The 16,065-nt window shown below is 41.2% G+C and carries 13 protein-coding genes and 1 pseudogene; 4 read left to right on the top strand and 10 right to left on the bottom strand.

Translation table 11 applies throughout. The annotated features are described in order from the left end of the window. Position 1: 1 nt before the first annotated feature. Both D8802_RS02845 and D8802_RS02840 read right to left on the bottom strand, forming a co-directional pair. The gene (locus tag D8802_RS02845) at positions 2-2,503 is read right to left on the bottom strand and encodes a DNA cytosine methyltransferase (RefSeq protein WP_125394719.1); all 2,502 of its coding nucleotides are present in this window, start codon (positions 2,501-2,503) and stop codon (positions 2-4) included. Then, positions 2,503-2,712, bottom strand: coding sequence for a helix-turn-helix domain-containing protein (locus D8802_RS02840; protein WP_049493008.1), 210 nt, complete (start codon positions 2,710-2,712; stop codon positions 2,503-2,505). Before D8802_RS02840 ends, D8802_RS02845 begins: the two co-directional genes overlap by 1 nt. A 1,056-nt stretch (positions 2,713-3,768) precedes the next feature. Between D8802_RS02840 and D8802_RS02835 the strand changes: the two are divergent. Further along, positions 3,769-3,963, top strand: a pseudogene (locus D8802_RS02835) (transposase); the annotation flags it as partial. Positions 3,964-4,104: 141 nt separating this feature from the next. On the opposite strand, the gene D8802_RS02830 reads toward D8802_RS02835, so the two are convergent. From D8802_RS02830 to zapA, 3 genes are all read right to left on the bottom strand, one after another. Then, positions 4,105-6,441, bottom strand: coding sequence for an endonuclease MutS2 (locus D8802_RS02830; protein WP_125394718.1), 2,337 nt, complete (start codon positions 6,439-6,441; stop codon positions 4,105-4,107). Between the two features lie 101 nt (positions 6,442-6,542). Continuing rightward, positions 6,543-7,091 (bottom strand): CvpA family protein, encoded by a 549-nt coding sequence (locus D8802_RS02825; RefSeq protein WP_125394717.1) that lies wholly within the window; start codon positions 7,089-7,091, stop codon positions 6,543-6,545. Beyond that, on the bottom strand, positions 7,088-7,390 hold the full coding sequence (gene zapA / locus D8802_RS02820; protein ID WP_125394716.1) for a cell division protein ZapA: 303 nt from the start codon (positions 7,388-7,390) through the stop codon (positions 7,088-7,090). Before zapA ends, D8802_RS02825 begins: the two co-directional genes overlap by 4 nt. An 86-nt stretch (positions 7,391-7,476) precedes the next feature. On the opposite strand from zapA, the gene rnhC reads away from it, so the two are divergent. The 3 genes from rnhC (at position 7,477) to recD2 (ending at position 11,494) form a co-directional block, all read left to right on the top strand. Continuing rightward, a complete protein-coding gene (gene rnhC / locus D8802_RS02815) occupies positions 7,477-8,358 on the top strand; it encodes a ribonuclease HIII (RefSeq protein ID WP_125394715.1) in 882 nt (293 codons plus the stop codon). 3 nt (positions 8,359-8,361) lie between these two features. Beyond that, positions 8,362-8,976, top strand: a complete 615-nt coding sequence (gene lepB, locus D8802_RS02810) for a signal peptidase I (protein ID WP_001105832.1) — start codon at positions 8,362-8,364, stop codon at positions 8,974-8,976. A gap of 148 nt (positions 8,977-9,124) precedes the next feature. Next, positions 9,125-11,494, top strand: coding sequence for an SF1B family DNA helicase RecD2 (recD2, locus tag D8802_RS02805; protein ID WP_125394714.1), 2,370 nt, complete (start codon positions 9,125-9,127; stop codon positions 11,492-11,494). Between the two features lie 47 nt (positions 11,495-11,541). Here recD2 and tig read toward each other — a convergent pair whose 3' ends face one another. The 5 genes from tig to liaF all read right to left on the bottom strand — a co-directional run bounded on the left by tig (position 11,542) and on the right by liaF (position 15,911). Next, complete coding sequence (tig, locus tag D8802_RS02800) at positions 11,542-12,825, bottom strand: trigger factor (RefSeq protein ID WP_000116510.1); 1,284 nt, start codon at positions 12,823-12,825, stop codon at positions 11,542-11,544. Between the two features lie 92 nt (positions 12,826-12,917). Then, positions 12,918-13,574, bottom strand: coding sequence for a DNA alkylation repair protein (locus D8802_RS02795; protein WP_125394713.1), 657 nt, complete (start codon positions 13,572-13,574; stop codon positions 12,918-12,920). Next, a complete protein-coding gene (locus tag D8802_RS02790) occupies positions 13,575-14,207 on the bottom strand; it encodes a response regulator transcription factor (RefSeq protein WP_061865225.1) in 633 nt (210 codons plus the stop codon). Between the two features lie 13 nt (positions 14,208-14,220). After that, positions 14,221-15,216: an envelope stress sensor histidine kinase LiaS gene (locus D8802_RS02785; RefSeq protein WP_125394712.1), complete on the bottom strand. Its 996-nt coding sequence runs from the start codon at positions 15,214-15,216 to the stop codon at positions 14,221-14,223. Further along, positions 15,213-15,911: a cell wall-active antibiotics response protein LiaF gene (liaF, locus tag D8802_RS02780; protein ID WP_125394711.1), complete on the bottom strand. Its 699-nt coding sequence runs from the start codon at positions 15,909-15,911 to the stop codon at positions 15,213-15,215. Before liaF ends, D8802_RS02785 begins: the two co-directional genes overlap by 4 nt. Positions 15,912-16,065 lie beyond the last annotated feature (154 nt).

Genomic DNA, 16,065 nt, shown 5'->3' with positions numbered 1-16,065 from the left:
TTTATTTCAAAGCTCCGAACCAATAGCTACTGGTCTTGTCAATATTCAATGAACGTGTTTGATAATTTCTAGCAATTTGGTAAAATTCCCTATACTCATTTGTTGAAAAATATGACCGCTGTCGTTCTGTTAACGAAACATTTTTCTTAGGAATAAGAATTGCCAACGAGCCATTTGTTACGACACCAGTTGGTTTTTTCATAACCCTAGGTTTATAACTCATATTGGGAGTCAGATATACTGTTTCATCATTCAGATACTTAAATGTAGCCATTTTGCTTACATTTTTTCGAGAAATATAAGCATCATAATTTGGTATATCGATAACCTTTTTGCCATCATCACTAATATTTCGAGATTTCAAAACTCGAATATCATCATTATCATTTGGCTGCAACTCAGAATTTGAATTTGTGATTTGCCTATCTCTAAAAACATCAAAAATTCCAAAATTCATCTTAGAAAATACTTCGTCAAATTGAGCATTACGATAAATTACCCAATACGGAAGGTCTTTTGAAAAGATGTAGCTCTTTTTCTGATGATAAGTTATATTTTTAGCCAGTGACCTAATCTTTACACTATTAGCTTTATCCTCAATAGTCTTAATTGCTAGGTTTATCGTTTCAATCAAAACACCTTTAAATCCTTTTTCTCCAAAATCTACTATGCTATAGACATCGTATTCCTCTAAAAATAACCGAGTTTTATAGTATTCAGGGGTATTTAGTATATTTTTGGGCATAATCATAGAAACATAATCAGCGGAACAAACAGCTTTTTCGAGGATAAATTCCGCAAGATTGGTTGATTCATCATTGAAATTGTATTTTTTATAGAGTACGGATTCTTTAGCATTTAGTTTCGTAAAAGGAGGATTGCCAATAATTAAATCAACCCTATCATGTTCAAAAACCATATAGTCTGAATGAACATAGTTAATATGAACGTTTGATGGCGTATTATTATCGTAAAGCAGTTTCAATAATTCAAGTACCTCTTTATCTACATCAACAACGGTCAAATCAATTTGTTTGTCTGCATATTTGTGAAAGATAAAGGGTAAAAAGTTACCTGAACCTACCGACGGTTCTATTATTGAAATGTGATTTTTTTCAAAATTAGGTAGATCTTCTAAAATTTCTTGAATAATGAATTTATTTGTAAAGTAGGCTGAATTGTTTTGACGTTTGGAATTAGCCAATTCGATAATAGATGATAATGTTGAGAGTGAGAATTTATTTCTATTTTCCAATATGAATGACTTCAAAGACTCAAAATTATCTAACCTCTCATTGATAATTAACTTTTCTACATCAAATTCTGAAAGAGAAACTTTGCTAAGAAAGTCATTTATTTTTTTAGCTATATTTTGAAAAATTGCTGTTGGAACAGCTTCGCCAATACTTTGACGAATATTCATTTCTTCTTTTTTAGATAATTTCCTCTTCTCCTCATAGGTTAGATTATTTAACTCCTCCAAATCTCTATCAATCCATCTAAATTGGTCAGGAATTGTCATCAACCTCATTAACTCTCGAATAGAAAATACACGGTCTTGGATAGGATGTACAGTGTTTTGACTAGCCATTTGGTCATTCCGAGTATGGATACAAGCAGCAGCCTTGTCATAAACTTGGCGAGTATATTTATCTGAGTTTTTAGCCTGATTGATAACTAACTTACCATCAACAATTTTGTGAGGCTTCTTGGTATCATCTTCATTATCAAAAGCACTCTTCCCCTGCTCAACATCATGAATCCAAGAACGCATATGTTCAGGGTATGTCCTAAAACTATGGTAAAAATCCTGCTGACTATATTGTCCCCAATCTAATTCTTCCATATCCCCAATAATATCGAATAGTGATTTTTCTTCTACATACTCTGGAAACAGCTCACTTGGGACAATTTGGTTAACTAATTGCTTATCAACACCAATCACTAATGTCCGTGGTCGTGAAGAGTTGGAGCCGTAATTTTTAAAATTAAGGATGCGATGCTCGATGATATAAGTCTCCCCTAACTCTTCAGCAATCATATCTCCAATTGCAATAACTTCTCCATTTTTCGAAAGACATCCTGTTTTCCAAAATGCTGCAACATTCTCAAAAATAAAAAATCTTGGTTTGATAGCCTTTACAATTTCAACGCTCTCATTTACGAGACTATTTCGATTGAGTTCATCAGATTTCTTCTTATGGTTCGCAACACTCATTCCCTGACAAGGAGGGGTAGCAACAACAACATCAACTCGGTCATTGCCCATTTTTTTCCATCTTTTAATTTCATTGTAAATTTTTTGTTTTATATCTTTTTCTTTGATATCACCAGAAATATAACCTGTCTCAAAATGGCATTTTTTATTATTTTTCTGAATAGCTAATCTACGCTCCATAATTTCATTGGTAGCAATACATTCAAAATTTTCTAACTTAAAGCCATAGCACCCAACTCCAGCAGATGAAAATAGGCTAACATAGGTTGGTTTATTTTTTATCATTATTTTTCCTCTCGTACAAACTCAACGACGTCTTCAATTTGACAATCTAACTCTTTACAAATTTTATCAACCATCCTCAAGCTAATAAACTTATTTTTTCCCATATTAGCAAGAGTAGCTGAATTCATTCCTGTTATATTTTTCAAATCAGTCTTTGTCATACTTTTATCTATCAGTAATTTCCAAAGTTTATTGTAGGTTATTGCCATAGTCTTAACATTTACTTTCTTAAAGCTTGTCTTTAATTAATTATAGCACATTACTAAGTATTTCCTAAAAAAATAATAAAAAACTCTCGACTCTTTCACTCAAGAGAGTTATCTCTCTTAGAGAGTAAACCTAACTTGAAAGGAGTTTTTATAGAAAAATTAAAGCAAGCATTAGCTACTGAACTCAAAAATACCGAACGACTTAATGATATTTATCGACAGGCTTGCTTAGAATTGGAAGTTGGAGACAGAATTAAACTGTCACATTTCGATAATTTCAAGGTAAACTGGAGGCAAGTCGAAGAAGAAAAGACCTTTGAGGCGTTTAAGGATTTGGATGATGATAAAGTCCTACGATACACCTACTAGCTCGAAGCACCAGATGAAGTTAAAGCCTTGCTAGACACGCTCGAACGAACTGAGTTCTCTGCAGATTGTATTCGTGACTTGATAGCTCAGACAGTTGAAAAGTTTAGCTGTTTTTGCTTTCTTTTGACGTTCACATCAATATTCGCTTCGAGTGAGATTTTGTTGGTGAAGCGTCGCCGTTTCTAGGTTATTTCATCAGGCGACTTATTCTATTTTTCAGAGGTGGTTGTTATCCTTTATCGATAGATTAAAAGCTATATAAGTTCTAGTAGTAAGTAAAGATCACACCATAGGAGTTTAAGGATAAGGAAGTCGTTGTCTCCTTTCGAAATTTTCAAAACTTAAACTCAAAACTCCAATTAACTTTGGATATAGACTGTAAATAGGCTTTTCCAGATGAAATATAATCCACGCTCTCTAATATCATTTCCTGCCCGTATATCTTATCTTTTAATGCTGAAATACTTTCTCGATTCTGATTTCGAAGTCTATTTCTAGATTGTAAATATTACATCAAAATAGACTGGACTCCCTTGGCGAAGAGAGTTATACTTGTCGAGTATTAACAAATTAACAGATAAAGAAATTATGGATGATTACGAAGCTAAACAAAATCTAATCAGACTGGGTGAAAAACTCCGCCAACAAAGCTTTTGGGGCTTGATACCAGAAATGCCCAAATGGGAGTTCGACGAACACGCCAATCTCAAGTACAAGTTTGGGAATCGGCATTTCTGGGCAGAAAGTTATTATGTGAGTACGGTGGGACTCAATGAAGCCACAATTAAGAAATATATCCAAGAACAGGAAAAGCATGATATAGCACTAGATAAATTGAGTGTAAAAGAATATGAGGATCCCTTTAGGGATAGTGGTAAGTAATACTAAAGCCTCTTTGAGAGACAAGTGACGAGTCAAGAGCAATAAGGCTTGAACAACGTGAAAGCCAGCGTCTTTAGGCGCTGGCTGGTAATTTGAGCTTATAGCCTCGGGACAAACCACCCGTTAGACAGGTGGTCATGACTAACCTTTAAAGGTCACAATGGTTGCGCCACTGCCTCCAGCATTTTGTGGAGCATAGCCAAAACTCTTGACATGCTTGTTTCTTTGCAGGTATTTGGTGACGCCCTCACGGATGACTCCTGTTCCGATACCATGGATGATGTCGACTTGCGCCATGTTATTGAGCAGGGCTTGGTCGATAAAGGCGTCCAGCTCATTCATAGCCTCTTCGTACCGTTTGCCTCGGAGATCCAGCCTCGCTTGCGGACCACGACCAGAAGCACGTTTGACGACATTGACTTGTTTTTTCTTGACTGGGGCTTCTTGCTGAGCCTGAACAAGGTCAAATTCTTTCTCTTCCAAGGTCATCTTGATCAAACCGACTTGGGCTTCCCAACGCCCGTCCTTAAGCTGATTGGTCAAGGTTCCACGTTGTCCATAACTGAGGACCACAATATCATCCCCCACCTTTGGAGTCCGTTTTTTCTTGGCCTTTTGAAGGACCTTGTTTTTAGACAAGTCCACTTTTTCAGGAGCCAGTTTTTTCAGCTCAGCCTTGGCTTCAATGATTTCGTGGGGTTTGAGTTGAGACTTGCTGTGAAGATTCTTGAGAATCTGGTCACTCTCACTTAGAGCGAGCTCCACAATTTCAGCGGCTTGTTCACGCGCCTTGTTGAGCTCAGTTTCCTTTTCACGGTTGAGTTCGTTGTAGAGTTTTTTAAGAGCTCGATTCATCTTGAGGTTTTCTTGCTCCACCTCACGGATGTTGTCCAAGCGTTTGCGGCTTTCAAGCGTTTGCTCTTCTAATTGTTCAATGATACGGTTGACGTCATTATCTTGATTGATCTGCTGACTGGCATCCCCGACGATGACATCTGACAAGCCCAGACGTTTGGCAATTTCAAAGGCATTACTTCGGCCAGGAACTCCCTGCATAAAGCGATAGGTCGGACGCAAGCTGGCTGTATCAAACTCCATGCTGGCATTTTGCACAAAGGCTGTCTCGATACCATAAGCCTTGAGTTCTGGATAGTGGGTCGTCGCCATGGTCTTGACCTGACGCAAACGAAGATCCTCCAAAATAGCCATAGCAAGGGCTGCACCTTCCTGCGGATCTGTACCTGCCCCAAGCTCATCTAGCAATAAGAGCGAATGTTGGTTGACCTTGCCAAGAATATCTACGATATTGGTCATGTGGCTGGAGAAGGTAGACAAGCTTTGCTCGATAGACTGCTCATCCCCGATATCTGCGAAAATCTCTTCGAAAATACCGACACGGCTTCCTTTATCAGCTAAAACGGGCAATCCAGATTGGGCCATGAGTTGGGTCAAACCCAGGGTTTTGAGCATGATGGTCTTCCCACCAGTATTGGGACCTGTAATGACAATGGCCGTTAATTCCTTACCAAAATGTACATCGTTTGCCACTGCATTTTTGACCAAAGGATGGCGAACATGAAGGAGTTGAATCTCTTGGTTCTCTGAAAGTTGAGGAACGACTGCTTGTCTTTCTTGAATGAAACGCACCTTGGCACGAATCAAGTCTAAATGGCCGATAATCCAAGCGTCATTAGCAATCTCAGCAGCATGAGGGCGGACCCGTTCTGAGAGCTCTTGTAGGATGCGAATCATCTCATAGCGTTCGTCTGCTCGCAAACTCGCGATTTCTTCGCTCAGTTTCACGACCTCACGTGGCTCAATGTAGACCGTGTTTCCACTAGCAGAGATGTCATGGACAACACCTACAATCTTATTGCGATAGGTGTTCTTGACAGGTAAAACCTGACGGCCATTTCTGCTAGCAATTATGCCCTCCGTCAACATCTGAGCCTTTTGTTTGAGCAAGTCTTGCAAGACATCTCGGACCTGACTCTCGCTATCATGGATTTTCCGACGGATACGTGCTAGTTCTTCGCTGGCAAAATTCTCGATAAATCCTGCGTCATTTAGGGCTTGAAGATTCCCTTGCAACTGTGGAAAATCATGCAGTTTTTCAAACCATCTCGCCAACTGATCCAAGCGTACATTTTCGAGATTGGCATAAAAACTTTGCAACTCTCTGCTAGCAAGCAAGACCCGTTTGAGAAGCAGGAACTCCTCGATATTGAGGTCCGCCCCCATCTCCAGACGCTTGCAGACAGCTGAAATCTCACGTGTCGCTAGGATGGTAAAGTGGGGTTGCTCCACAAAAAGTGCCTGCATTTCCTCCATCTCTATAAAGGCTTGTTTGATCTTATCCACCTTTGCAGTTGGAGCCAAGCCTTTTAGCTCCTCTAGTCCTTGTTCTGTCAGGAGATGAGGTTCAAACAAGGCCTTGATTTTATTAAATTCTAAGGTTTCTAGTATTTTTGTATTCATATTCTTTCCTTGTATATTTGTTTACAAGATTATAGTAATTAGAGGTTTTTGACCTATTCCTCCAATCTGTAAACAAAGGGCTAGGAAAAATCCCGCCCTTTTTATCCGATTAAATTTGTCACCCAGAGTTGTTTGATAAGGTTTGTCGTAAAAGGGATACTTTGGATGATGTGTTTAGCTACGATACTTTTTTCAAGTGAATTTTGAACGGCTGCCATAGGCACAGTTGCAAGAATGGTCAAAGCCATTTGCAAGACAAATAAGGTTACCAATAGCGACAAAGCCCCCGCACTAACCCGGAACCACTTGCCACCTAGTGTTTTAACTGGAATCAAATGAAGAAACAAACCGATAAAACGTCCGATACTGTAACAAATTCCGAAAACTAGGAGGTAGGCCAGACCCGCATAAAAGACTTTATCTAGTTGAAAAAGCTGGGCTGAAGGGAAGAAAAAGGTACCCTGCCCTTCCTGAGGATTAGCATAAGGGACAAGCAAGTGAAATTGATCTCCCAGCGATTTATAAAACTGCCCAGCAACAAAGGCTGAAATCACTGCCACGAGGAAATAATAAACTTGCAGCACCAGACCTCTACGGTAGCCGATGTAAAAACCCCAAGCTAGAACCAGTAAGAGAAGGATCGAAATCATAGAGAATCCTCAATCTTGCTCTTCTCTTGCTTGACTGCCACTAGCTTATTTCGAAGGTCTTTAAGCTCCTGCTCCTTATCGTCAAACTCAATCTCACGACTAAGCTGCGTCGATAGGCTGTTAATCGCTAAAAGGAGGGCAATGGTTTCATCATCCGCCCCAGGCATTCTTTCCTTAATCGCTTGGTATTTTTCAGTCGCAACCTTAGCGATTTCCTCCATAAAGAGGTTGTCATGCTCGGTTGTCAAGGTTAATGTCTTTTTTCCGAATGTAAACTTATATCGATTTAGATTTGCCATAAAATTCACCTCACGATATTATACCAAATTTCGCTAACTTTGTCAGTTTTTACCAATTCTCCTGCTTTTGTGGTACAATAGAAACTATGGCAAGTATCACACTCACACCAAGTGAACAGGAAATTCAGAGCTTTTTAAGTCAGTATCAGAAGGCTCTCGCCCCTAGTAAAAATCCTTATATTCGCTATTTTTTGCGCTTCCCTCAGGCAACGGTTTCCATCTATACTTCTGGAAAAGTCCTCCTGCAGGGCGAAGCTGCTGAGCAATACGCCACTTTCTTTGGCTATAAAGTTCAACAAGAAAACAACGGACAAAATTTTCCTATGATTGGAACTGATGAGGTGGGAAATGGTTCCTACTTTGGTGGGCTTGCTGTCGTGGCTTCCTTCGTGACACCTGACCAGCATGACTTCTTACGAAAACTCGGTGTGGGGGATTCCAAGACTCTGACAGACCAAAAGATTCGTCAGATTGCCCCTATCCTCAAGGAAAAGATCCAACATCAAGCGCTCCTTCTCTCACCGAGCAAGTACAACGAAGTTATCGGAAAGCGTTACAATGCTGTTTCTGTAAAGGTTGCCCTTCACAATCAGGCTATCTTTCTCCTTCTCCAAAAAGGAGTCCAGCCAGAAAAAATCGTGATTGATGCTTTTACAAGTCCTAAAAACTATGACAATTACTTGGTGCAAGAAGCCAATCGTTTTCCAAACAAGATCAGCTTGGAAGAAAAAGCCGAGGGAAAATACCTAGCCGTCGCAGTCAGCTCCATCATCGCACGGGATCTCTTTCTCGAAAACTTGGAAAATCTTGGACGAGAACTAGGCTATCAACTCCCAAGTGGCGCAGGAACTGCATCTGATAAGGTTGCGAGCAAAATCCTTCAAGTCTATGGCATGAAAGGGCTCAACTTCTGTGCCAAACTGCATTTTAAAAATACTGAAAAAGCCAAAGCACTGCTAGAAAGGTAAATTATGAATTATTTTAAAACATTTTTAAAAGAGTGGGGACTTACGTTCCTCATCATTATACTAGTCGGTCTCAGTCGTCTCTTTCTCTGGACCAATGTCCGTGTGGAAGGACACTCTATGGATCCGACCCTAGCTGATGGAGAGATTCTCTTTGTCGTCAAACACCTCCCTATTAACCGCTTTGACATTGTAGTTGCCCATGAAGATGATGGAAATAAAGACATCGTTAAACGTGTCATCGGCATGCCTGGTGATACCATTCGCTATGAAAACGACAAGCTCTTTATCAACAATCAAGAAACCGACGAACCTTACCTAGCAGACTACCTCCAACAGTTTAAAAATGATAAACTACAAAGCGCCTATTCGGGGAAAGGCTTTGAAGGGGATAAGGGGGTCTATTTTAGAAGTCTAGCCCAGAAAGCTCAAGCCTTTACTGTCGATGTAAATTTCAACACCAGTTTCAGCTTTACCGTACCTGAAGGTGAGTACCTCCTCCTTGGAGATGACCGTTTGGTTTCCAGTGACAGTCGCCATGTCGGAACCTTTAAAGCCAGTCAAATCAAAGGAGAAGCCAAATTCCGTTTCTGGCCACTCAACCGTATCGGAATCTTTTAAAACCAGCAACTAGATGCTGTGATAGTCTTTTTGAGTTAGCTTTTAGGATTAGATTGCAACTTGGCAATATCTTGTACCAAGCCCTAAATCCAAGAAAAGCCTAACTGAAAGCTCTATCTCAGCTCTTTTTCTATCAAAAAGGAAATTTATGGAAGTTTATTTTTCAGGCACTATTGAACGCATTATTTTTGAAAATCCCAGTAATTTTTATCGCATCCTCCTCCTAGATATCGAAGATACCAATGCGGAGGACTTTGACGATTTTGAAATCATCGTTACAGGAACCATGGCTGACGTGATTGAGGGCGAAGACTACACTTTTTGGGGACAAATCGTTCAACACTCCAAGTACGGAGAACAACTGCAAATCAGCCGCTATGAACGAGCAAAACCGACTCGAAAAGGGCTTGTCAAATACTTTTCTAGCAGCCATTTCAAGGGAATTGGTCTCAAAACGGCCCAAAAAATCGTTGATATCTATGGTGAAAATACCATAGACGAAATTCTGGAGCATCCTGAAAAGCTGGAAAGCATTGCAGGACTCTCTGCCAAAAACCGTGGGGCTTTTGTTTCTACCCTTCGTCTCAACTATGGGACAGAGATGGTCTTGGCAAAACTGGCCAACTACGGCATTCCCAATAAACTAGCCTTTCAGATTCAAGACTTTTACAAGGAAGAAACGCTTGATGTGGTTGAAAATTATCCCTACCAGCTGGTCGAGGATATCAAGGGATTGGGTTTTACCATTGCTGACCAACTAGCGGAGGAACTAGGTATCGAAAGCCAGGCTCCCGAGCGCTTCCGTGCTGGCCTTGTCCACAGTCTCTTTCAAGGCTGTATGGATACGGGCGATACCTACATGGAAGCCCGAGATTTGCTGGAACAGACCCTGACTCTCCTTGAGTCTTCTCGTCCCGTGGAACTCGATCCTAGCCAAGTCGCTCAGGAATTATCTCATCTGATCGAAGAAGACAAGGTTCAGCAGATTGATACCAAAATCTTTGATAACAGCCTCTTTTTCGCCGAGGAAGGCATTCGCAGTCATCTTATGCGTATCCTTGAAAAAGGAAAGCAGAAAAGTCAGGATCTAGAAACCATTCACAAGCATATCGCTAGTGTTGAGGAAGAACTGGGTATCCAATACGATAGCATCCAAAAACAGGCTATCTGCGATGCTATCCAGAACAAGGTCTTTATCCTAACAGGTGGACCTGGTACGGGTAAGACGACTGTTATCAATGGGATTATCGCTGTCTATGCCCTTTTAGAAGGACTTGACCTCAGGAAGAAAAGCAACCTGCCTATTCTTCTCGCTGCCCCAACTGGTCGAGCAGCTCGACGCATGAATGAATTAACAAGTTTGCCTAGCGCGACCATTCACCGCCATTTGGGGATGACGGGAGACGATGATACCAGTCATCTGGAAGATTATCTGGATGCCGACTTCATCATCGTGGATGAGTTTTCTATGGTGGACACTTGGCTAGCCAATCAACTTTTCTCCAACATCTCTTCTAACAGTAAAATCCTCATCGTGGGTGATAGCGACCAGCTACCTTCTGTTAGTCCCGGGCAAGTCCTTGCTGACCTGCTCCAGATACCCCTGATTCCGCAGACTCGTTTAGAAAAAATTTATCGACAAAGCGAAGAATCAACTATCGTTACCTTGGCTAGTCAGATTCGACAAGGAATCTTGCCAGCTGACTTTACCCAGAAAAAAGCTGACCGCTCCTACTTTGAAATCGCTAGTGGCCATATCCCAGCTACCATTGAGAAAATTCTTGGTGTAGCCCTCAGAAGTGGCATTCTGGCTCGCGATATTCAGGTGCTAGCGCCTATGTATCGAGGAACTGCTGGTATTGACGCCATCAACCAGCTCATGCAAGACCTGCTCAATCCTCAGCAAAAGGGACAAGTTAGCTTTGAAGCAACTCAGTGTCACTATCGAACAGGGGACAAGGTCATTCACCTAGTCAACGATGCCGAAGTCAATGTCTTTAACGGAGACCTAGGCTACATCACAGACCTGATTCCTGGAAAATACACCGAGTCCAAACAAGACGAGATTATCATTGATTTCGATGGCAATGAGATCATCTACCCACGAAACGAATGGTACAAAATTCGACTAGCCTATGCCATGAGTATTCATAAGTCTCAGGGAAGTGAGTTTCCCGTTGTCATCCTGCCCATCACCAGTGCTAGCAAGCGCATGCTGGAGCGAAATCTCATCTACACAGCTATTACACGGGCCAAAAGCAAGCTCATCCTTCTTGGCGAGTTACAGGCCTTTGACTATGCAGTCAGACATATAGGAACTGCCCGTAAGACCTATCTGATTGAACGTTTCAGTGATTTAATTGAAAATAATATTGAAGAAAGTAAACAAGCCTTCTCTGAAACTGCCACATCAAGTGACTCTGAACAATCCTACATCCTCACTGAGGAAAACTGGTCCAGCATCCCCGCTATGATCGGGATTACAGATACAGATCTCAAAGAGATTTTTGGGAAATAGACCAGCAGAAAGCCCACCTAGTCAGGTGGGCTTTTTCTCTTTTAAGATTATTTTACTGTTGCTGTACTTGTGATTAATTCAACAGCTTTTTTGATTGCGATATCGTGTTTCAACATATCAGCTGAAAGCAAGTTTTGAACTTGTGCCACTTCCATGTTGTAAGTTGCTGCCAATTGTTCGATTTCTTTTTGGATTTCTTCTTCAGTAGCGTCAAATCCTTCAGCCTTCGCAACTGCTTCGATAACAAGGTTAGTCTTCGTACGTGACTCAGCTTCTGCTTCGTATTGTTTGTGAAGGTCTTCTTGAGTAGTTCCTGTGATTTGGAAGTACATATCAGGGTTGATACCTTGACGTTGCAAATTTCCAAGGAATTCATTTACTGAGCGGTGAACTTCTTCGTGGATCATTTCTTCTGGAAGTTCTACGATTTCAGCGTTTTCTACAGCTTTATCGATTGCTGCACCTTCAAGGGCATCTTTGTACGCTTCTTCTTTCGCAGCAGTCAATTCTTTGCGGTATTTTTCTTTCAATTCGTCAAGAGTTTCCACTTCTTCGTCGATATCTTTTGCAAGTTCATCGTCAAGAGCTGGAACTTCTTTTGCTTTTACTTCGTGAATAGTTGTTACGAATTTAGCTTCTTTACCTGCAAGGTCTTCTGCTTGGTAGTCTTCTGGGAATGTTACGACAACGTCAACAGTTTCGCCAGCTGAGTGACCTACCAATTGGTCTTCGAAACCAGGGATGAATTGACCTGATCCAAGTCCAAGTGAGAAGTTTTCACCTTTTCCACCGTCAAATTCAACACCGTCGATAGAACCAACGAAGTCAATAACAACAGTGTCGCCATTTTCAGCAGCGCCTTCTTTGATAACCAATTCAGCCAAGTTGTTGCGTTCGCGTTCGATACGTTCTTCAACGTCAGCGTCAGTTACTTCTTTTTCTACATCAACTGATACTTCAAGGTTTTTGTAGTCACCCAATTTTACTTCAGGTTTTGTCACGACTTCAGCAGTGATAACCCAGTCTTGACCTTTTTCCATTGAAGTTACGTCAATTTTTGGTTGCGCAACGACTTCAAGACCAGCTTCTTTTACAGCTGCTTCATAAGCGTTTGGCAAAAGAGCGTTCAACACATCTTGGTAAAGTGTTTCTTCACCAAATTTTTTATCAAAGATAGGACGTGGAAGGTGACCTTTACGGAAACCAGGAACGTTAAGAGTTTTCTTTACTGAGTTAAATACACGGTCCACTTCTGGTTTGATTTGGTCTTGAGAGATTGTGAAAGTCAAGACTCCACGGTTTGTTTCTTTGTTTTCAAATGATACAGACATTCTGTCATTTCTCCTTAAAATTTTTTAAATACAGTCTATTATAACATAAACGGGTGACTTTTTTCAAGTAATGAATGCGCTTTTCAATAGTGCTAGAGGTACTTGCTCGCTTCCTTGACACTAAGTTCAGCCATTCTCTTCTTATTTTTTTCAATAAAACGTGCTACCCATTCGGGATTGGTTTTAGAGTAGTCTCTTAGAGCCCAGCCGATGGCTTTGTTGACGAAAAATTCTGTCTGGTCCAGATTGTTGAGTAGGATCTTTTCCATCAGTTGGACATTTGTCTTCTCTTTTCTTAATAACTGGTGGTCAATAGCGACTCGCCTCAGCCAGATATTGTCTGAGAGGCTCCATTTTAAAAGCACTTCTTCAAGTTCCGAATGGTTAGCCACCAAACTCCCAACTACTTGGTCTAGGATATCTACCGTGTCCCACCAAGACTTGGTCACGACTAGATGCTCAAGTTTAGGCAAATCATCCTTCGTTAGATAAGATTGCATGGCTTTCAAATAGTTGGCAGCCACATACTGGTATTCTCTTGGCTCCTTTTCCCAACAAGTGTCTACAAAATCCCAGTCAATAACTCTTGTTTTTTTCGCGCTTGGAAAGTATTTTCTATAGAGCGCATTTCTTTCAGGACCTGCAAGGCCTAGAAAGGGAAATTGATGGCGCATATAGGCTTCCATGGAGCCTGCTTTCTCAGGGTCTTTTGCCGCCTCTATCTCCCCAAGTAAATCTACAAGACTCATCTAAAAGTCCTCCTGCCCGACCAAGTGGTGCTGAAAGGCATAGACCGCCGCCTGAGTGCGATCGCTGACCTCAAGTTTGGCAAGAATGTTGGACACATGGGTCTTGACCGTCTTGAGAGAGATAAAAAGTTCATCTGCGATGCGCTGATTTTCGTATCCCTTGGCGATCAGTTGGAGAACGTCTCGCTCACGCGCAGTCAAGTCCTCATGAAGTTCCATATGATTACGGTGGTATTCAACCTTCTTGCTGACCTCTTGTTCAATGGCCAGCTCTCCAGCAGCCACCTTGCGGACAGCGTGGAGCAATTCATCTGCACTAGAAGTCTTGAGCATATAACCTTTGGCACCAGCATTCAAGACCGGCATGATTTTTTCATTGTCCAAGTATGAAGTCACAATCAAAATCTTGGCTTCAGGCCATTCTTTGAGGATGGCTAAGGTTGCATCAATCCCATTCATCTCAGGCATGACAATATCCATGACAATGACATCTGGACGCAATTCCAAGGCCAAGTCAATACCTTGAGCCCCATTGGCAGCCTCGCCCACAACTTCTACATCGTCTTGGAGGTCAAAATAGCTTTTCAAGCCCAATCGGACCATTTCATGGTCATCTACCAGTAAAATTTTCATCTCTACTCCTTTATCATTCCTTGTCTAACAAGGGGATACGGATATCAACCGCCAGCCCTTGCTTGGGAGCTGTCAAAAGTTGAATCGTTCCTGCCATATCTTCAACCCGCTCCTTGATATTTCGCAGTCCATAACTCAAGTCATCTAAACTCCCTAACTGGAAACCAATCCCATTATCCACCACCTTCAGCTGCAATTCAACGTCTGTCTGATAGAGGTAGACATCTAGGCAAGATGCCTGGGCATGGCGAAGGGTATTGCTGATCAACTCCTGCAAAATACGGAAGATATGTTCTTCAATCTTCTTAGGCAATTTCGTCACATTTTGCTTGAGACTTACCTTGAGTTCACTCTTGTCCTCAAGCTCTTTTAAGAGGATTTGAATCCCTTCAATTAAACTCTTCTCTTCCAACTCAACTGGTCGCAAATGCAAGAGCAAGACCCGCAAATCTTTCTGGGCTGTTTCTAGGATAGCCGCGACACTTTGTAACTGGGTCTGCATCTTTTCTCTATCCAGCTTCAAAGCCTGCTGACTGACACCTGATAAAATCATATGGGCCGCAAACAACTCCTGACTAACTGTATCGTGTAAGTCACGTGCTATCCGCTTCCTTTCTTTCTCGATGATTGCTTCTTCCTTGACCAGGCTTTGGTTTTCAGCCTTTTGAACAGCTTCTGTCAAGAGGTTGAGCTTGCCAGACAAGGACTTGAAACTGGCATCCAAGTCTGGATCTGCAGAGGGAATCACCTCTTTTCCTGCTAATAAGCGCTTGAAATTGACCTGCATTTTTCTACGAGAAATTTCTTCAATCACGCGCCAAAAGAGGACAAAAAAGAAGGTCATGGAAAGACTAAATACCAAAATTAAGAAGATTAACTTTTCTGTTTTCTCAATATCTTGTAGCAAATAGGACCAATCAAGATTGAGAATATCAAGTAAACTATTAGTCAAAAAGAGGATAAAGAGGAAAGAAGTCAGGCCGATTAACAGATAAGATTGCTTTTTCATCCTCTGACTACCTCCACATCGCCAACCATAGTAGTTAGGAAAATCTTGACGCTCTTGTTACTCTTGAGATAGTCTCTGGTTTCCTGATGATAGTGTTCATTTCGAAGGGATCTCTTAGGTTGATGGAGGAAGGTAAGATCTCCATAAAGACAGTTAACACTGAGGCTGATTTCCACATCTACGGGCACGATAATCCTAGTCGTTCCTACCATCTTTCTAAGGATAATGACATTGTCATGATTGGTTAGGATGACTCTTTCTAAATGAATGGTGTCCTTACCCATAAGACGAAAGAGGTTGATATCATCAAACTGGCAGGTCTGGTGACTAGAGAAATGATGGAGATTACCGAACCAGCGATTCTTTTCATTTTTAACCGTCACCACCTCTTCAAAGACCAAATCCGTCTCCTCTCTTTCTTGATTCATCATTGGATAGAGAAGAAAGAGACTGTATATGACTGCTACAAAGATAGCTAAAATCACAAAGGGATTGAGCATAACGATGAAAAAGAAAAGAATAGTCGCTACAAGGAGGAAAACGTTGTTGCCCTCCTTACCTGTATAATAACGAAGCAAGAGCAAAAAGAGGAACAGAATCAGCAGAAAACGCGAAAAATGCTCTGATACCATCAAAATCAGAGCTCCCGTCAACAGACAGGCTTCAATAAATAAAAAGACTTGAAATTTTTTCATAGCTGCATCCTCTCCTTTCTATTTTATCACAATTCAAAAAAGTCACCTCGGTCTGAGGATGGAAAAAGGCAGTGGAATAGAAATGCTCGTACAAGCTAAGTTCCATCAATCCACTACAGTTGACAAAGAGATACCAAAAAGGGCGGGATTCTTG

This window comes from Streptococcus oralis, from assembly GCF_003943395.1.
Lineage (GTDB): Bacteria > Bacillota > Bacilli > Lactobacillales > Streptococcaceae > Streptococcus > Streptococcus oralis_BF.
Note: the sequence above shows the minus strand (reverse complement) of the source record. Positions and strands in the feature narration are given on the sequence as shown.